Source organism: Nonomuraea rhizosphaerae (assembly GCF_019396405.1).
GTDB classification, from domain to species: domain Bacteria; phylum Actinomycetota; class Actinomycetes; order Streptosporangiales; family Streptosporangiaceae; genus Nonomuraea; species Nonomuraea rhizosphaerae.
The window spans coordinates 1-18,085 of sequence record NZ_JAHKRL010000273.1 but is presented as its reverse complement, the minus strand read 5'-3'; the positions used below and the strand labels follow the sequence as shown (position 1 = coordinate 18,085).

General features: G+C 71.7%; 17 protein-coding genes. 8 read left to right on the top strand and 9 right to left on the bottom strand.

Translation table 11 applies throughout. From position 1 onward, the window contains the following. Positions 1 to 441: copper resistance CopC family protein (locus tag KME77_RS13640; RefSeq protein ID WP_219466683.1), on the bottom strand; the 441-nt coding region annotated here is incomplete at its 3' end. A gap of 51 nt (positions 442 to 492) precedes the next feature. On the opposite strand from KME77_RS13640, the gene KME77_RS13635 reads away from it, so the two are divergent. Genes KME77_RS13635 through KME77_RS13625 form a run of 3 tightly spaced genes read left to right on the top strand, consistent with a single transcriptional unit; the run spans position 493 to position 3,432 of the window. Next, positions 493 to 1,251, top strand: a complete 759-nt coding sequence (locus tag KME77_RS13635) for a class I SAM-dependent methyltransferase (RefSeq protein ID WP_219466681.1) — start codon at positions 493 to 495, stop codon at positions 1,249 to 1,251. Between the two features lie 40 nt (positions 1,252 to 1,291). Next, positions 1,292 to 2,272 carry a helix-turn-helix transcriptional regulator gene (locus KME77_RS13630; protein ID WP_219466680.1) on the top strand — a complete coding sequence of 327 codons (981 nt, stop codon included), beginning with the start codon at positions 1,292 to 1,294 and terminating at the stop codon, positions 2,270 to 2,272. A 35-nt stretch (positions 2,273 to 2,307) separates the two neighbouring features. Next, positions 2,308 to 3,432, top strand: a complete 1,125-nt coding sequence (locus KME77_RS13625) for a C45 family autoproteolytic acyltransferase/hydrolase (protein ID WP_219466678.1) — start codon at positions 2,308 to 2,310, stop codon at positions 3,430 to 3,432. Here the strand turns inward: KME77_RS13625 and KME77_RS13620 are convergent. Genes KME77_RS13620 through KME77_RS13610 form a run of 3 tightly spaced genes read right to left on the bottom strand, consistent with a single transcriptional unit; the run spans position 3,401 to position 7,026 of the window. After that, positions 3,401 to 4,891: an AMP-binding protein gene (locus KME77_RS13620; RefSeq protein WP_219466676.1), complete on the bottom strand. Its 1,491-nt coding sequence runs from the start codon at positions 4,889 to 4,891 to the stop codon at positions 3,401 to 3,403. The genes KME77_RS13625 and KME77_RS13620 overlap by 32 nt on opposite strands. Then, positions 4,892 to 5,866 carry an acyl-CoA dehydrogenase family protein gene (locus KME77_RS30285; RefSeq protein ID WP_219466673.1) on the bottom strand — a complete coding sequence of 325 codons (975 nt, stop codon included), beginning with the start codon at positions 5,864 to 5,866 and terminating at the stop codon, positions 4,892 to 4,894. Continuing rightward, a complete protein-coding gene (locus tag KME77_RS13610; protein WP_219466671.1) occupies positions 5,863 to 7,026 on the bottom strand; it encodes an acyl-CoA dehydrogenase family protein in 1,164 nt (387 codons plus the stop codon). Before KME77_RS13610 ends, KME77_RS30285 begins: the two co-directional genes overlap by 4 nt. Before the next feature lie 168 nt (positions 7,027 to 7,194). Here KME77_RS13610 and KME77_RS13605 point away from each other — a divergent pair, with 168 nt between their 5' ends. The 4 genes from KME77_RS13605 (at position 7,195) to KME77_RS13590 (ending at position 11,558) form a co-directional block, all read left to right on the top strand. After that, complete coding sequence (locus KME77_RS13605; RefSeq protein WP_308250692.1) at positions 7,195 to 8,535, top strand: sensor histidine kinase; 1,341 nt, start codon at positions 7,195 to 7,197, stop codon at positions 8,533 to 8,535. Between the two features lie 3 nt (positions 8,536 to 8,538). Then, positions 8,539 to 9,885: a sensor histidine kinase gene (locus KME77_RS13600; RefSeq protein WP_219466659.1), complete on the top strand. Its 1,347-nt coding sequence runs from the start codon at positions 8,539 to 8,541 to the stop codon at positions 9,883 to 9,885. A 51-nt stretch (positions 9,886 to 9,936) separates the two neighbouring features. Continuing rightward, on the top strand, positions 9,937 to 10,500 hold the full coding sequence (locus KME77_RS13595; RefSeq protein WP_246609709.1) for a TetR/AcrR family transcriptional regulator: 564 nt from the start codon (positions 9,937 to 9,939) through the stop codon (positions 10,498 to 10,500). An 80-nt stretch (positions 10,501 to 10,580) separates the two neighbouring features. Continuing rightward, complete coding sequence (locus KME77_RS13590; RefSeq protein ID WP_219466654.1) at positions 10,581 to 11,558, top strand: AurF N-oxygenase family protein; 978 nt, start codon at positions 10,581 to 10,583, stop codon at positions 11,556 to 11,558. Here the strand turns inward: KME77_RS13590 and KME77_RS13585 are convergent. From KME77_RS13585 to KME77_RS13565, 5 genes are all read right to left on the bottom strand, one after another. Beyond that, a complete protein-coding gene (locus KME77_RS13585) occupies positions 11,545 to 12,537 on the bottom strand; it encodes a zinc-binding dehydrogenase (RefSeq protein ID WP_219466652.1) in 993 nt (330 codons plus the stop codon). The two genes, KME77_RS13590 and KME77_RS13585, sit on opposite strands and share 14 nt — an antisense overlap. A 53-nt stretch (positions 12,538 to 12,590) precedes the next feature. Further along, positions 12,591 to 14,027: an Nramp family divalent metal transporter gene (locus KME77_RS13580; RefSeq protein ID WP_219466650.1), complete on the bottom strand. Its 1,437-nt coding sequence runs from the start codon at positions 14,025 to 14,027 to the stop codon at positions 12,591 to 12,593. A 67-nt stretch (positions 14,028 to 14,094) separates the two neighbouring features. Next, a complete protein-coding gene (locus KME77_RS13575; RefSeq protein WP_219466647.1) occupies positions 14,095 to 14,862 on the bottom strand; it encodes a GNAT family N-acetyltransferase in 768 nt (255 codons plus the stop codon). A 9-nt stretch (positions 14,863 to 14,871) separates the two neighbouring features. Continuing rightward, the gene (locus tag KME77_RS13570; protein ID WP_219466645.1) at positions 14,872 to 15,903 is read right to left on the bottom strand and encodes a dipeptidase; all 1,032 of its coding nucleotides are present in this window, start codon (positions 15,901 to 15,903) and stop codon (positions 14,872 to 14,874) included. A 55-nt stretch (positions 15,904 to 15,958) separates the two neighbouring features. Further along, a complete protein-coding gene (locus KME77_RS13565) occupies positions 15,959 to 17,407 on the bottom strand; it encodes a flavin-containing monooxygenase (RefSeq protein ID WP_219466643.1) in 1,449 nt (482 codons plus the stop codon). Positions 17,408 to 17,538: 131 nt separating this feature from the next. On the opposite strand from KME77_RS13565, the gene KME77_RS13560 reads away from it, so the two are divergent. Then, the coding region (locus KME77_RS13560; RefSeq protein ID WP_308250691.1) for a Nif3-like dinuclear metal center hexameric protein at positions 17,539 to 18,085 on the top strand (547 nt) is incomplete at its 3' end.

Here is an 18,085-nt window from a genome sequence, read left to right as displayed (position 1 = left end):
GGCCGAGGCGGCGGAGGCAGCCGAGGCATCGGAAGCGGCGGAGGCGGAAGGGCCGTCGGCCCCCTCCCGTACGCCCGTCGCGTCCGCCGCCAGGCTGAAGCTGATCTTCCCCGACACCGGATGCCCGTCCGCCGACAGGATCCGGTACCCCACCACGTACGCCCCGCCCGCCGGCAACGGCCTGACCGCGACCGACACCTTCTCGGCGGCGACCACGGCCGTCCCGGCGGCCCAGGAGGCCCCGTCGGCCCCGGTCACGCCCACCTGCGCGTACCCCTGGCGCACCACCTGGTCGAACAGCAGGGTGATCCGCGCGGGCGAGGCCGACAGCGTCGTCCCGTCGCGCGGGTCGCTGCCGACCAGCACGTTGTGCGCCGAGGCGGGCAGTGCGACGCCCATCCCGGAGCAGGCCAGCAGCAGGACCACGAGCAGGCGCCTCACCGGTCGAAAACCTTTCGTCGGCCGTTCACGAATCTGCATATCGTCTCACCCATGACGAACCTCTTCGGCGGCGCCGCCCCCTACTACGCCAAGTACCGGCCGGGCCACGGGGACGAGGCGATCGCCTGCCTGGCCGCGGAGTTCGGGCCGGACAGCCGGGTCCTCGACCTGGGCTGCGGCCCCGGCACGGTGGCGATCCCGCTGGCCGGCGCCGTGCGGGAGGTGATCGCCGTGGACCCGGACGAGGAGATGCTGGCCGAGGGCAGGCGGCTGGCCGCCGGCGTCCCGAACGTCCGCTGGCTGCACGGCGACTCCACGGCCGTCGCCGCGCTGCCGGCCTTCGACGACGTGGTCATGGGCAGGTCGTTCCACTGGATGGACCGTCTGGCGGTGCTGGCGGAGTTCGACCGCCTGCTGCCCAAGGAGGGGGCGGTGGCGCTGATCGGGCCGTCCCGCGAGCCCGAGGAGGGCCGATGGGAGCCGGTCGTGCGGCGGGTGCGGGCCGCGTTCGGGGTCGGCGAGCTCAGGGCGCGCGACTCGTACCAGGCCACCGGGGAGCACCATGACGACGTGCTGGCCCGCTCGCCGTTCAGCCGGATGGAGTCGCACCTGTTCGAGCGGCGGCTGACCTGGGATCTTGACGCGGTGCTGGGGCTGCAGCTCTCGTTCTCCTACTCCACGCCCGCCCGGCTGGGCGATCGCGTGGAGGCGTACATGGAGGCGGTCAGGCGCGCGCTGCTCGCCGACAACCCGTCGGGGGTGTGGGAGCACCGCCACGTCACGCAAGTTCTGACAGCCCGCCGCCCATGAAGGAACGAGCCTTTCCGCAATAGGCGGCACACTGACAGGCATGCTGGAAACCTCGGCCCGCCTGCTCAAGCTGCTGTCCCTCCTCCAGTCGCACCGGGACTGGTCGGGCCCGGAGCTGTCCTCCCGCCTGGGCGTCTCGACCCGGACCATCCGCAACGACGTCGAGCGGCTGCGCAGCCTCGGCTACCCCGTGCACGCCACGCCGGGCGTCGCGGGCGGCTACCGGCTCGGCGCCGGGGCCGCGCTGCCGCCGCTGCTGCTCGACGACGAGGAGGCCGTCGCGGTGGCCGTCGGGCTGGGCAGGGCGGCCGGCGGCGGCGTCCAGGGCATCGAGGAGAGCTCGGTGCGGGCGCTGGCCAAGCTGGAGCAGGTGCTGCCGTCCCGGCTGCGCCGCCGCGTCAGCGCGCTGAACGCCTACACGGTGCAGATCCCCGGCCGGGTGCCGTCCGTGGCGCCCGAGGTGCTGACCACGATCGCGAACGCCGCCCGCGACCACGAGCGCCTGCGCTTCGACTACACCGGCCACGACGGGACGGCGACGGCGCGCGAGGCGGAGCCGTACCGGCTCGCGCACCGGCGCGGACGCTGGTACCTGGTCGCCTACGACATCGAGCGGCGCGACTGGCGGACCTTCCGGGTGGACCGGATCCGGCCCAGGACGCCGGGCGGCCCCCGGTTCACCCCGCGTGAGCTGCCCGGCGACGGGGACGTGGGCGCGTACGTGGAGAGGGGCCTCAACACGGCGATGTGGCGCTACCGCGGGACGGTGCTGCTGCACGCCCCCGCCGAGGACGTCCGTCACCTGCCGCTCGGGCTGGAGATCGAGCCGGTGGACGAGGCGACCTGCCGGATCAGGATCGGCGCCGACGACCTGAACGGCATGGCGGTGTGGATCGGGCTCATCGGCGTGGACTTCGAGGTGCTCGACCCGCCGGAGCTGGCCGAGGCGGTCCTGCGCATGTCCGACCGGTACCGGCGGGCCGCCGAGCGGGCCGCGGGCCGGGCGGTCAGCGAACGGTAGGAGCCCGGTCAGCGCCCCCGGCCAGCCTGAGGCACATGAAGAACATGACGCAGATCGCCGGCGGCCGGGACGACTACCAGCTCGTCCGCCACCTCACCCTCTCGGGGAGCCAGACCGAGATCGGCCGGGCGCTCACCGAGGAGGCCCGCCGGCTCGGCTGGACCCCGGTCCCCGCCGCCCCGGCCGTCAACCGGGCCCGCAGGACCTGGTTCGAGCGGCACTGGCCGCAGCACCACGCCCGCATGGACGGCGCGGCCGAGGCGCTCGGCCTCGACCCCGACCAGGACGAGCTGGCGCTGGACGACCTGAACTACGTGCCCGACGGCTCGGGCTGCTCGGCCCTGTGGTGCCCGCCGTCCGCGAGCACCGACGGCCACGGCAGGGTGGGCCGCAACTACGACTTCTTCACCACGACGACCAGCGAGATCATGGGCGGCTCCGCGCGGCCGGGTGAGCTGCCGATGGCCTCCAGGCCGTACGTGATCACCATGCTGCCCGACGAGGGCCTGGCCACCGCGGTCATCACGATGAACGGCCTCGACGGCGCCATGGACGCGATCAACGAGGCCGGGCTCGCGGTCATGCTGCTCATGGCCGACTACTCCGACGTCGAGCCGCCGGAGCACGTCGCGCCGCAGGTGGGCGTGGGCAGCGTGCAGCTGCCGAGGTTCCTGGTGGACACGTGCGAGAACGTCGAGCAGGCCAAGCAGGCGCTGCTCGGCGCCAAGCAGTACGACCACGGCCTGCCCCTGCACTACCTGGTGGCCGACGCGCACGGCGGGGCGTTCGTGTGGGAGCGCGGCAAGGACGGCAGCGAGCACATCGTCGAGTTCGGCGACGCCCCGCTCTGCGTCACCAACCACCTGCTGCACCGCAACCCCGACCCGATGAACCTGCCCGAGGACAGCGAGGCCAGCTTCGAGACGTTCGCCCGGCTGCGCTCGCTGTACGAGAGCAGCAAGGGCGCGACCATGTCACCCGAGTACCTGCGCCAGAGCCTGCGGGAGGTCCGCCCGGACAGCGGGACGCCGTTCCGCACGCTCTGGAGCACGGTGTTCGACACGCACGAGCGCACCCTGTCGACCACCTTCTACCTGGGTGACCGGAAGGGGTACACCGACGAGCTGGTCATCGGCGCGCGTCGAGGAACTCCTGCCTGACCCGGTAGCGCGACAGCTTCCCCGTCGGCGTCCGGGGGAGCTTCTCGCGGTACTCGATCACCTTCGGGTGCTTGAACCTGGCGATCCGCGGCCCGAGGTGCTCCAGCAGCTCGGCGGTGAGCTCCGGGCCGGGTGTCGCGCCCGGCACCGGCTCGACCAGGGCGACCACATTGTGCCCCCACTCCTCGTCGGGCGCCCCGATCACCGCCACGTCGGCCACCGAGGAGTGCTCCAGCAGCGCCGCCTCGATCTCGGCCGGGTAGATGTTCACCCCGCCGGAGACGATCAGGTCGGTGCGCCGGTCGCACAGGAACAGGAAGCCGTCCTTGTCGAGGTAGCCGATGTCGCCCGGGGTGTACCACTCGCCGCGCATGCTGGCCGCGGTCTTGGCCGGGTCCTTGCGGTACTCGAAGTTGCCCAGGCTGGACTTGACGTAGACCAGGCCGGGCTCGCCCGGCGGCAGCTCCTCGCCGGCCTCGTCCAGGATCTTCGTCTCGAACGTGGGCGCCGGCCTGCCGACCGTGCCCGGCCTGGCCAGCCAGTCGTGCGGCTTGACCGAGAAGGCGATCGTCGACTCGGTCGAGCCGTAGTACTCGTAGAGCACCGGCCCCCACCAGTCCATGATCCCCCGCTTGACCGCCACGGGGCAGGCGGCGGCGGTGTGGATGACCTGCCGCAGGCTGGAGACGTCGTAGCGGGCCTTGACCTCGTCGGGAAGCTGGAGCATCCGGTGGAACATCGTCGGCACCATCATGGCGTTGGTCACCTGGTGGCGTTCGACCAGCTCCAGGATGTTCTCCGGGTCGAAGCGCGGGGTGATCACCACCGTGTGCCCGAAGTGCAGCGCGAACTGCGTGTGCGCGCACGGCGCCGAGTGGTACATCGGCGAGGTCACCAGGTGCACGCCGTCGCCGGGCGTCAGGTCCACGACCTCGCCGAAGAACCACACGTACAGGGGGACGACCGACTCCGGGTCGGTGCCCGGCAGCTTGCGCTGCACGCCCTTGGGGAAGCCGGTGGTGCCGGAGGTGTACCACATGACCGCGCCCAGGGTCCGCTCCCCGGGAGCCTCGCCCGGCTGTCCCTCGGCCAGCCCCGCGGTGCCGATCTCGCCGCCGGGCACGGCGTACTCGGGGCTGGTGACCACGATCTTGGCGTCGCAGTCGGACAGGATGTAGGCCACCTCGGGCTCGGTGAGATGCCAGTTGATCGGCACGTAGTACAGGCCGATCTGCCCCGTCGCCATCAGCATGATCACGGCGTCGATGCCGTTGGGCAGCACTCCCGCCACCACGTCGCCCTCGCTCAGCCCGCGGGCGCGCAGGCCGTGCGACACCTGGTTGACCCTCGTGAGCAGCTCGCCGTACGTGGTGCGGCTGCCGTCGGTGTCGATCACCGCGAGCCGGCCGGGGTCGGCCGCGGCGATGGCGTAGAAGCCGGGAAGACCGGTGACGTCCATCTACAGCTCCAGTAGCTCGGCGAGGCGGGACCGGTGGATCCGCGGCGGCCCGAGCAGCACCTCGTCCGCCTTGGCCCTCTTGTAGAACAGGTGCGCGTCGTGCTCCCAGGTGAAGCCTATGCCGCCGTGCAGCAGCAGGTGGTCGCGCGCCACCTCGAAGCAGGCGCGTCCCACGTACGCCTGGGCCAGCGCCGCCGCCTGCGGCAGCTCCCCGGGCGACTCGTCGGCGGCCCAGGCGGCGAAGCGGACGATCGACTCGGCCTGTTCGAGCTTGCAGTGCATGTCGGCGAGCTTGTGCTTGACGCCCTGGTAGGAGCCGATGTAGCGGCCGAAGGCCACCCGGATCTTCGCGTACGCGACGATGGCCTCCAGCGAGGCCCGCAGCACGCCGAGCTGCTCGGCGGCCAGCGCCACGGCCAGCCGGTCGCCCAGCCCGCCGGGCACCGGGCCGAGCGCCCGCAGGGAGGCGCCGTCGAGCCGCACGCTCGCCTGGCCGCGGGTCAGGTCCAGCGTCTCCAGCGGGGTCCTGGTGACGCCGGGGCCGTCGAGCTCGACGGCCGTCAGCACGTCGCCCTCCGGCACGAGCAGGACGTCGGCCTCCATGCCGTTGATCACCCGGTCGAGCGGGCCGGTGGCCAGCGTGGCGGTGATCCGGCCCTCGGCGATGCCGGAGAGCAGCTCCTTGTCCGCCGCCTCGGTGAGCGCGATCGTGGCGAAGACCGTGGACAGGAACGGCCCCGGCAGCAGCGCCGCGCCCGTCTCCTCCAGCGCCACGGCCAGCTCGGCGAAGCCCGCGCCCGCGCCGCCGTACTCCTCCGCGACGATCAGCCCGGACAGCCCCAGCTCGCCGTTGAGCCGCGCGTACACCTCACGGTCGTAGCCCTCGCGCACCTTGGGCAGCGGCGAGGCCGCCGCCAGGAACGAGCGGACGGCCGTGCGCAGCTCCCGCTGCTCCTCGCTGAGTACGAGCTTCACCCCTGCGTCCCCACCTTCAGGTCCTTGAACGGCACGGTCTTGTCCACCCGGGGCTCGGGCGGCAGCCCCAGCACCCGGTCACCGACGATGTTGCGCATGATCTCGTTCGTGCCGCCGCCCAGCGACATGGCCGGGGACAGGGAGATCGCATGCGAGAGCGGATGGCCGTCGACGACCGAGTCGGGCCCGACCAGCCGGGTGCCCAGGTCCGCCTGGTACAGGGTCAGCTCGGCCAGCAGCAGCTTGGCCGCGCTGCCCCGCGCGCCGGGGAAGATCCCGGCCTTGGTCTCCTGGGCGAGGCGCTGGTTGAACAGCGCCAGCGCGCGGTTGCGGATGTGCAGCTCCACCAGCTCGTCGCGGACCAGCGGGTCGCTCGTGTCGACCACCTCGCGCAGCGCCGCGAGCGCCGTGGGGTCGTCCCTGCCGGTGCCCATGCCGACGCCCGCCGAGATCGACAGCCGCTCGTGCAGCAGCGTCGTCACCGCGACGCTCCAGCCGTCGTTGACCTCGCCGACGCGGTGCTCGTCCGGGATGGGGACGTCGTCGAAGAAGATCTCGTTGAAGTTGGACCTGCCCGACATGTCCTTCAGCGGCCGGACGGTCACGCCCGGGTGGCGCATGTCCACCACGAACATCGTCAGGCCCTTGTGCTTGGGCACCTCCACGTCGGTGCGGGCCAGCAGCAGGCCCCAGTCGGCGTGGTGGGCGACCGACGTCCAGACCTTCTGGCCGTTGACCACCCAGCCGTCGCCGTCGCGCACGGCGCGGGTCTGGAGGCTGGCCACGTCGCTGCCCGCGCCCGGCTCGGAGAAGAGCTGGCACCAGATCTCCTCGCCGCGCAGCAGCGGCCGGACGAAGCGCTCGCGCTGCTCGTCGGTGCCCCGGTCGACCAGCGTCGGGCCGGTCATGCCGAGGCCGATCGAGAAGACGTAGATGGGGAGGGTGAAGTCGCGCGCCGCCGTGCTGAACGCGCGCTCCTCCGCCTGGGTCAGCCCCTGGCCGCCCCAGCGCTCGGGCCAGGTGATGCCGGAATAGCCGGCGTCGTACAGCTTGGCCATGAACTCCTTGGACCTGACGACCGGGTCGGACTCCGGGGAGTCGTCCGCCGCGTTCTCCTCCAGCCAGGCCCTGGCTGCGAGCTGGTACTCATCAAGGTTCACATCGTCTCCCTGGCATCAGTGCTCACTTACTCTAACCAGCGGGATCGACCCCGTACAGAGCATTGCTCTGGCGGTCATTTATACGTATTTGTCGCCCTTTGTTGATGAATCTCCGGTAATTAGGGCGAAGGGCCTTTCCTGTGATCGTCTGATCGCGGGGGGAAAGGCGTGATCACACGGTTCGGCCGGTCCGTGCGTGCGCGGCTGACGCTGTTCGCGAGCGCGGCCATGGCGCTGCTGTGCGTCGTGGTGAGCGGCTTCGTGCTGTACGCCGTGCACAACACGGCCATGGACATCAGCTCGGACAAAGCGCTCACCGCCGCCTTTCGCCTCGTGCACCTGGCCAAGCGCGGCACCCTGCCCGCGGTGATCAGCAGCGACGCGAAATGGGCCCAGGTCGTCAACGTGCGCGGCCGCGTGGTGGCCGCCACCGAGAACGTCGCCACGTTCGGTCCCCTGACCCGCCTGGAGCCCGCCGAGGACAACGCCAACCGCACCCAGATCGCGTGCGACCTGCCCCACTACCCCGGCAGCTGCCAGATCGTGGCCGCCGTGCGCATCTACCAGGAGGACGGCGACTGGCTGATCTACGCGGCCACGGACGTGGCGCCCTGGTACGTGCACCCCGCCGTGCTGGCGTTCCTGGCCGGATGCGTCCTCGTGCTGGTGGCGCTGACCTGGTTCGGCGTCTCGCGGGTGGTGGCCAGGACACTCGGCCCGGTGGACCGCATCCGTACCAGGCTCGCCGAGATCACCGCCACCGACCTCGGCAAACGCGTGCCGGTGCCGGAGAACGCCGACGAGATCAAGGCGCTGGCGCAGACCGCCAACCAGACGCTCGACCGGCTGGAGGGGGCGGTCGAGCGGCAGCGCCGGTTCGTCTCCGACGCCTCGCACGACCTGCGCAGCCCGATCACCGCGATGCGCGCGCAGGTCGAGGAGGCCATGATGCACCCCGGCGACGCCGACTGGCCCGGCACCGGGCAGGCCCTGCTGGGCAGCATGGACCGGCTCCAGTGCATCGTGGAGGACCTGCTGGCGCTGGCCAAGCTGGACGCGGGCGCGCCCGCCGTACGCGAGCCCATCGACCTCTCCGAGCTGGTCCGGGCCGAGACGGTCAGGCCGCGCTCCAAGCAGGTGATCACCACCATGTGGCCGGGGGTGACCGTCATGGGGGACCGGCTGCAACTGGCCCGCCTGCTGACCAACCTGCTGGACAACGGCGAGCGCCACGCCGTCTCCCAGGTCGTGGTGGCGGTGCGCAGCCACGCCTCGCTGGCCGTGCTGGAGGTGCTCGACGACGGCGCCGGGATCGCGCCGGAGCACCGCGAGGCGATCTTCGAGCGGTTCACCCGGCTGGACGCCGCGCGCAGCCGCGACTCGGGCGGCACCGGGCTCGGGCTGTCCATCGCGCGCGAGATCGCCACGGCCCACGGCGGCACGCTGACGGTGGAGGAGTCCGACACGGGCGCCGACTTCGTCCTGCGGCTGCCGCTCAAGGAGGACTGAGCGATGTTCGTCCGGTGGTCGGTGCGGCGCAGGCTCACGGCGGCGGCCTTCATGAACGCGCTGATCGGCTACTCGCTCGTCATGCTGCTCGTCACGCCGCTCGTGCACACCCTGCTCACCGGGTACGTGACCGACCGGGCGGCCATGGCGGGGCGGCGGATCGCGTACAACGTGGCCAGGTTCGCGCCCGACAAGCTCAAGCCGGTGGCCGTCACCGAGGACGTCGACCTCATCCAGGTGGTCGACCCGCGAGGCGAGGTGCGCCAGGCCAGTCAGCGGCTGCTGGGGCTGCCGCCGCTCACCGCCGAGAAGCCGGCCGCCGCCGACATGCGCCTGGTCACCACGCTCTGCTCCACGCGGGTCCGGGACGAGAAGTGCCTGATCGCCGTCGGCAACCTGGCCTCGGCCCGGGGGGAGACGTGGGCGGTCTACACCTACACGCCCGCCATCCCCTGGTACATCGACCCTCTCTACGTCCTGGGCGTGCTGCTCGGCGTGCTGCTGCTGTCCGCGATCACCGCCCTGGCGTCCTGGCTGACCGTCAACAGGGCGCTGCGGCCGGTCATCGGGATCAGGAGCGAGCTGGCCGAGATCACCGCCACCGATCTGGGCCGCCGGGTGCCGCACTCCCGGCACCGGGACGAGCTCGACGACCTCGCCCACACTGTGAACGCCACCCTCGACCGGCTGGAGCACGCGGTGGAGCAGGAGCGCAGGTTCGCCGCCGACGCCTCGCACGACCTGCGCAGCCCGCTCACCGCGATGCGCACCCAGATCGAGGAGGCGATGCTGCATCCCGGCGAGGCCGACTGGCCGCGGACCGCCGAGGCGCTGCTGACCAGCCTCGACCGGCTCCAGGCGATCGTGGCCGACCTGCTCACCCTGGCCAGGCTGGACGCGGGAGCGCCGGGGGCGCGTGACCGGGTGGACCTGGCCGGGCTGGTCGAGGAGGAGATGGCCCGGCGGCCCGACGGCAAACGGGTGGTGATGCGGCTGCGCCCCGGCGTGGTGGTGACCGGCGACCGGCTGCGCCTGACCCGCCTGCTGGCGAACCTGCTCGACAACGCCGAACGTCACGCCGAGTCCATGATCACGGTGAGCGTGGGCGCGGACGACGAGGGGGCCGTGCTGGAGGTGCTCGACGACGGCGCGGGGATCGCGCCGGACCAGCGCGAGCACGTCTTCCGGCGGTTCACCAGGCTCGACGCCTCACGCAACCGCGACGCCGGCGGCACCGGGCTCGGGCTGCCGATCGCCAGGGAGATCGCGGTCAGGCACGGCGGCACGCTCTCTTTGGAAGATTCCCCGACCGGCGCCCGGTTTGTCCTCCATATACCGTGGGAGCAGTAGTTAGAGTGTCCCGCTGTGACACGGGGTTTCAGCCGATTACGGCGTGAGGACTTGCTGAGGACCGCCTGCGAGGTGATCGCCGAGCGGGGGTTCGGGCACACCCGGACAGTGGACATCGCCCGCGCCGCGGGCGTGAGCCAGGCGCTGCTGTTCTACCACTTCGGCACCAAGGACGAGCTGTTCGCGCTGGCGTTCGCCCACGCCGCCCGGCTGCACCAGGATCTGCTGGAGGAGATCGAGCGCTCGGCCGCCTCCCCGCGCGAGCGGCTGCGCATGCTGATGCGGCGCTCCTCGCCCGCCGGCTCGTCGGAGGGCTGGCGGCTGTGGATCGACGCGACGGCGGAGTCGATGCGCAACAAGGAGCTGGAGCAGACCTCGCGACGGCTCGACGCGCGCGGCCGGGCGGTGCTGCGCGGGATCATCGAGGCCGGCGTGGCCTCCGGCGACTTCGTCTGCGCCGACCCCGAGTCCTCCGCCTGGCGGATCTTCGCGCTGAGCGACGGGCTGGCCCTGCAGATCCACGTGCACCCGAAGGCCATCTCCCGCCGCCGGGCCACCCAGCTCGTCCGCGCCAGCGCCGCCCGGGAGGTGGGCCTGAACCCCGAGGACCTGTGACCCACCGGCTGTGATCCGCATCACCCTTCACCTCTTATTGGATGATTCGTACAATTAGCGGGCGATGAGAGGAGCAGCCGATGCCACGCGCCGTCCCCGCCAGAGAGGGCGACCTCCAGGTCGCCGAGAGAAGCGCCTACGAAGCCGTCATCGCCCGCCTGTCGAAGGCTTCGGTGGACAAGCACTGGGAGCCGTACAAGGACATCCCGTGGGACGATCCCGACTTCCACGTCGACCAGGCCGACCCGCGCTGGGAGCTGCCGGACGTGGACAAGCTGGGCGGCCACCCCTGGTACCTCGCCCGCCCGCCCGAGACCCGCGCCATGATCGGCTTATGGCGCGTGGCGACGGCCATGAAGATCGGCCTGCAGTTCGAGAACCTGCTCAAGCGCGGGCTGCTCAACTACGCCTACCGCCTGCCCAACGGGTCGCCGGAGTTCCGGTACGTCTACCACGAGACCATCGAGGAGGGGCACCACGGGATGATGTTCCAGGAGTTCGTCAACAGGACGAAGCTCCCGATACGCGGCATGCCCGGCCCGTTATCCTTCCTCGCCCAGGTGGCGCCCTGGATCCCGCTGATCTCGACCGAGCTGTTCTTCGTGTTCGTGCTCGGCGGTGAGGACCCCATCGACCACGTCCAGCGCAAGCTGCTCAAGGACGGCCGGGCCCACCACCCCCTCGAAGAGGCGATCATCCGCATCCACATCGCGGAGGAGGCCCGGCACATCTCCTTCGCCCGCCACTACCTGCGCAACCGGGTGCCCCGCATGCCGCGCCGCCGGCGGCTCATGCTCGGCGTGCTCTCGCCGCTCGTCCTGGGCCTGATGGCCAGGATCATGCTCGCGCCGCCCGGGCCGATGATCAGGCGCTTCGGGATCCCGCCGGGGGTGGTGGCCGACGTGTACCTGCGCAACCCGGAGGCCAAGCAGGAGATCCGCGACTCGGTGGGCAGGACGCGCGAGCTGTGCGTCGAGATCGGCCTGGTCAACCGGCTGACCCGGCGGATCTGGCAGGTCATGGGGATCTGGGAGGACAGGACCCCTATCGGGCCGTGACGCCGGCCGCCTTTTCCCCCGTCCCCTCGCCCGTGTCTTCGGCCGTGACGAGCAGCACCGCCTTGCCGATCAGTTCCCTGGAGGCCAGCGCCGCGTGCGCCCGCGCCGCCTGCTCCAGCGGCAGGGCCAGCCCGATCTCCGTGGCCAGCCGGCCCGCGGCGGCCTCGGCCATCGCCCGCCCGGCCAGCCGCCTGAACTCCTCGGGCGCGAACCGCACCTGCTCCATGCCGACCAGCCGGACCCCCTTGCGCCGCGCCTCCTCGGGGTCCGCCTGGGCGGTGGAGCCGCTGGGCACGCCGTACGCGAAGAACGTCCCGCCCAGCGCCACCAGGTGGAACGCGGCCGTCCCGACCTGCCCGCCGACACCGTCGAAAACGACCGCGAACTCACCGTCCAGCTCGTCGTAGCCGACCGCCTCGGCCGCGCCGTACCGCAGGGCCGGCGCCCGCTTGGCCGGGGCGTGGGCCGCCGCGGTCACCCGGGCGCCCAGCGCGTCCGCCAGCCGGACGATCGGCAGCCCGAGCGCCCCGCCGGCCCCGGTCACCAGCACCCGGGCGCCGGGCTTCAGCTCGGCGGCCTCGACCAGGCTGATCGCGGCCGGGCCCACCTGGATCAGCGCGGCCGCGTCGCGCAGGTCCACCTCGCCGGGCACCTCGACCAGCGTGGACACCTCGGCCACCGCCCGCGACGCGTACCCGCCGCCCGTGAGCAGCGCCGCCGCCCGCCGTCCCGCCCACGCGGGATCGACGCCCTCGCCGGTGGACAGCACGTGCCCGGCCACGCCCGTCCCGGGGACGTACGGCGGGGCCAGCGGGGACCACTCCCGCCCCCATCCGGCGCGCAACTGCGCGTCGATGGACATCACGTCCACCACCGAGACCCCGACCACCACCTGCCCCGGACCCGCCTCCGGATCCGGGGCCCGCCTGTGGGCCAGCACCTCGGGACCGCCGAAACCCGTCACCTCGACAACGTTCATGGCCCCAAGGCTGCAACCTCAAGCATGGTGGAGGTCAACCGGTCTCGGGGCGGTCACCCGCCGCCGAACAGCTTCTGCGCCTGCTGGATCACCACGAGCACGGTCAGCGTCCCGAAGAAGGCCACCGACCAGACCAGCGCGCCCAGCCGGTACGACCTGACCCTGATCGCCTCCGGCAGCGCCCTGCGGTTCAGGACGATCAGCAGGATCGAGTACACGAACATCATCACCGCCGCGAAGCAGGCGGAGAACACCAGCAGGATCAGCGGCTGGTCGAAGCCGGCCAGCAGGATCAGCGTCCCGATCGCCGCCATCGCCCACACCGTGTAGAAGTAGACGCGGTTCACCGAGACGGACCGCTCCCGCAGGTAGACGGTCTTGATCGTGTCGGAGGCGAGCCGCGCGGTGTAGTCCACGATGCCCATGGCCGAGGCGAACAGCGACAGCGCCCCGATCACCCAGAACAGCACGCCGAACCACGCCCCGACCGACGACTTCAGCGCCTCGCCCTCGACCTGGAGGAAGCCGATGCCGTTGGCCAGCCCCGGCTTCCCGAAGACGGTCGAGTAGGCCAGCATCGACATGAGGGCGATCGTCGCGAACGACACGAAGGCGAAGGTCGCGGCCTGCTCGACGTTCGCGAAGCGCCACCACTGGCGCCAGCGGGCCAGGTTCTCCTTGGTCGGGGCGAACTGGAAGCCCGTGGACGCCGCCGCCTCCTCGTGCCCGGTCACCGGGCTGACCAGGCGCGGCACGTACAGGCCCATGCCGAAGCCCTTGTCGCGGATCCAGTTGCTCTGGCACAGGTTCTGGCCGCCGCCCGCGCCCGCGTACGCGATCGCGCCCATGAGCACGGCGAACTCCAGCGGCGGCACGGGGAAGCCCGCGCCGACGCTCAGGCCCCTGCCCAGCTGGACCCAGCTGTCGGCGTTGATGGCGAACAGGATCGCGACCACGGCGAGCGTGATCACCAGGGCGATCTTCACGAAGATCACCCGTTCGAGCGCGGTGTAGATGACCGGCGCCAGCGTCAGCCCGAGCGCGATCACCACCAGCATGCCGATCGCGATCCAGCGGACGCTGCCCTCGCCCGAGCCGGTCAGGTAGGTGACCATCGTGGCCGAGGTGGTGACCCAGCCGGGCCACAGGTTCGAGGCGAGCGTCATCAGGACGAAGACGATGCCCCAGTGCTTCCACATCCTGCTGAAGCCGGTCAGCGCCGTCTCGCCGGTGGCGAGGGTGTAGCGCTCGATCTCCATGTTGAGGAACCACTGGGTGATGATGCCGATCGCCGCGCCCCAGATGAAGACCAGGCCGACCTGGGAGGCGATGTACGGCCAGAGGATGAACTCGCCGGAGGCCAGCCCGACGCCGGCGCCGACCAGGCCGGGGCCGATGACACGCCAGGTGGATCCGGGGGGTTCGGGCAGGTCGCGGACAGTGACAGGGGGTAGGACTCTCGCGGGGACGGTGGGGGTGAACTCCGTCATGCGGATCTCCTTGCTGACTCGCGTAACGTCACATTACAGAGATCCCGAACCGCGGTGGAACAGTCTGTCAGCCCCTCTCGACCACGTATTCGCCGTCGCCGGTGAAACCGGTGACCCGGGCGCCGTCCGCCATCAGCCCGCCCAGCACCTCACGCACCGCCAGCCGCCACGCGCGGGCCGCCTCCGGGTCCGCGCGCCGCAGCGTCTCGACGTCGTACGGGGTCGCGACCAGCACCGCGGGCCCCGCCACCGGGCCGATCACCGGCCGGTTCCCGTCCGTGCCGACCCCCTGCGCGTACGGCCCCCGCGACGGCTGCGCCGCGGGCCCGTCCAGCCGCCACACCGCCATCAGCCGGTCGGACGGGTCGCCCTCGTTGATCGCGTCGGCCATCGCGCCGTAGAACTCCTTCAGGTAGCGCCGCGGCCTGGCGCCCAGCTTGGCCAGGTTGAAGCGGGCGTTCCTGCGGACCAGGGGGTCGAACGTCCAGGTGACGCTGGTCAGGCCGCGCTCCAGGCACCACTCGCGCTGGTGCAGCTTGAGCGCGTACCCGATGCCGCGCCCGATGGCCGCGCCCGTCACGTGCGAGTGCAGCGCCTGGTCGGCGGCGCGGAAGCCGACCGAGGCGCCGACCAGCTCCTCGCCCTCGTACGCGCCGGCCACGTAGCCGCCCGCGTGGGCGAAGCCGATCATCAGCTCCACCGACACGGGGGCGTTGCGCGGGTCGGGGTGCCAGATGTCGTCGAAGAGCCGGTAGACGTCCAGGAACTCGCTGATCTCGTGCAGCTCGCGGATCGTCACACCGCTTCGCTTGGCTGCTTCCTCCGCGCCGGTCATGGGCCCTTTCTACCCGGACAGGCCCTCGCACAGGAAACGACGCACGTTCCCACCGACGATCTTGACCACGTCTTCTTCCGGCAGCCCCCGCTTGAGCAGGCCCTCGGTCACCATGGGCAGCCCGGACGGCCCCTCCAGCCCGGGGATCGCCGACCTCGGGTCGACGCCCCTGCTGTTGACGCCCTCGCAGCAGGGCGGCGTCAGGTCGTCCATCACCTCGCGGATGAAGTCCGGCCCCAGCCCCACGTGGTCGATCCCGGCCACCGACGCCACGTGCTCGATGTGGTCCAGCAGCCGGTCCAGCGACACGTCCTCCTCGCGGTCGGCCAGGAACGGCGCGAAGAAGTTCACGCACACCACGCCGCCGGTCGCCGCCACCCCGCGCAGCTGCGCGTCGGTCAGGTTGCGGTGGTGGTCGCGCAGCGCCCGCGCCGAGGAGTGCGTCGCCATGACCGGCCTGGTCGCCAGCTCCAGCACGTGCGCGACCCCGGACGCCCCCAGGTGCGAGACGTCGAACACCATGCCCAGCCGCTCCATCTCCGCCAGCGCGGCCACGCCGTGGGAGGTCAGCCCGCTGCCCGTGGCGTCCTCGCCGCTGCCGTCGGCCAGCGGCGTGCGCCCCCAGTGCGCGATGGAGGCCACCCGCACGCCCAGCCGGTGCACGGTCGGGATCAGCTCCACGCTGGCGTCCAGCCCCGGCATGCTCTCCAGCGCGATGACCAGGGCGATCACGCCGTCGGCGAGCGCCCGGTCGATGTCGGCGCCGGTGCGGCAGATCCGGACCCGGTCGGCGTTCCCCTCGGCCAGCACGTGGGCGCACTCGATCATGCGCAGCGTCTGGCGCAGCGCCCCCTCCGGACGGTAGTCGTCGTCGATGAAGACGGGCAGCACCTGGAGGTTCACCCCGCCCTCGGTGAGCTGCGGCAACCACTGCTCACGGAAGAAGCCGGCCCACCGCTCGGGCGGCCGGGCGGAGACCGCCATCAGCAGGTCGTTGTGCGTGTCGGCCACGACAGCGCGCTCGTGCAGGTCGTTCGTCATGTTCAGCACCGCCTTGTACGTGTGGGTCGCTGCTCAACATATCGACGGGGCTTCGTCAGTCCGCCGTCCCCCTTACCGGCCGGTACGCCGGACGCGGCGCGCGGGACGTCAGCCGCCGGTACAGCGTCGTGGGCCCCGGCCAGTTGTTCGTGACCCGGCCCTCGGCCGTCTTGTACCAGCTCCGGCAGCCGTTCCCCCACACCATCCGGGCCATGGACGCCTCCAGCTGCCTGTTCCACGCCGCCATCACCTCGGGCCGCACCTCGATCGGTCCCTGCTCCGACAGGTGCGGCAGGCAGGCCATGATGTGGTTCACCTGGCACTCCAGCATGAAGATGATCGAGTTGTGGCCCAGGTTCGTGTTCGGGCCGTACAGCATGAACAGGTTCGGGAAGTCCGGCACCGAGATCCCGAGGTACGCCTCCGCGCCGCCCTTCCACCGCTCCCGCAGTGACGTGCCGCCCCGTCCTGCGACGTCCATCGGCGCGAGGAATTCTGTGCTCCTGAAGCCCGTCCCGTACACGATCGTGTCCACCTCGCGCAGCCCCTTGACGGTCTCGACGCCCTTGGCGGTGATCCGCACGATCGGGTCGGTCACGACGTCCACGTTCGGTCTGGTCAAGGCCGGATAGAAGCTGCTGTCGATGACGACCCGCTTGCAGCCCGGGGGATAGTCGGGGGTGAGCTTGGCGCGCAGCTCGGGGTCGGCGACCTGGGCGTGTAAATGGTCCAGGGCCCGCTTCTTCAGCATCCCGGCGCTCCAGCCCTGGGCCAGGGCGGGGTAGAGGGTGCCTTCCGCGTACCGGTAGATCCACTCGCGGTAGGCCCGCTGCAGGCCGGGGACGAGGTGGAAGGCGAGCTTGGTCAGCGGGCCGAACAGGGCGTCCGGCTTGGGGATCACCCAGTTCGGCGTGCGCTGGAAGACCGTCAGCTGCTCGGCCCGCTCGGCGACGCGCGGGATGAACTGGGCGGCCGACGATCCGTTGCCGATGACGGCGACGCGCCTGCCGGTCAGGTCGTGGTCGTGGTTCCAGCGGGCGGAGTGGAAGGACGTGCCCTCGAAGTCCGACATTCCGGAAATTTCGGGGAGGTGGGGGCGGTTGAGCTGGCCGACCCCCATGACCACCACGTCGTAGGTCTCGGGGGCGCCGGTCGTACAGGTGACCTCCCAGTGGGAGCCGTCGAAGACGGCGCTCCGCACCTCGGTCCCGAACCGGATCTTCTCCTTGACGCCGTACTTGCCGGCGCAGTGCTCCAGGTATTCGAGGATCTCGGGCTGTCCCGGGTAGCGGCGCGTCCAGCTCGCGTACTTCTCGAACGAGTACGAGTACAGGTGCGACGGGATGTCACAGCCCGCCCCCGGATAGCTGTTGTCCCGCCACGTCCCTCCGAGATCGTCCGCCTTCTCGAACACCGTGTAGGAGCCGATCCCCGCCCGTTCGAGCTGGATCGCCATGCACAGTCCGCCGAACCCCGCTCCGATGATCGCGACCCTGGGTGCCATGCCCGCCCTCCGCGTGTCAGGATTCACTTACATTACGCCGAACCCTGTTCTGGAGACACCCCTTCGCCGATCACGCTCCCGGCCGCCGGGGCCGGTAGTCTGCGCTGGTGGCTGGAGCGACGCTGACGGATGTGATCGGAGAGCTCGAGGCGGCCTACCCGCCCGCCCGGGCCGAGTCCTGGGACGCGGTGGGCCTGGTCTGCGGCGACCCGGCGCGGCGGGTGCGGCGAGTGCTGTTCGCGGTCGACCCGGTCGCGGTCGTGGCCGAGGAGGCCGTCGAGTGGGGCGCCGACCTCGTCGTCACCCACCACCCCCTCTACCTGCGCGGTACGACGAGCGTCGCCGCGACCACCCCCAAGGGCCGCCTGATCCACCAACTGATCAAGCACGACATCGCCCTCTACACCGCCCACACCAACGCCGACGTGGCCAACCCCGGCGTCTCCGACGCCCTGGCCCGCGCCGTCGGCCTGACCGGCGACCTGGTGCCGCTGCGGCCCTTCCCCGACGACCCGTGGCGCGGGCTCGGCCGGATCGGCGACCTGCCCTCGGCCACGACGCTGGGCGAGTTCGCCGAACGCGCCGCCGCCGGGCTCCCGGCCACCTCGTGGGGCATCCGCGTCGCCGGCGACCTGTCCCGCCAGGTCTCCCGCGTCGCCGTCAGGGGGGGGGGGGGGG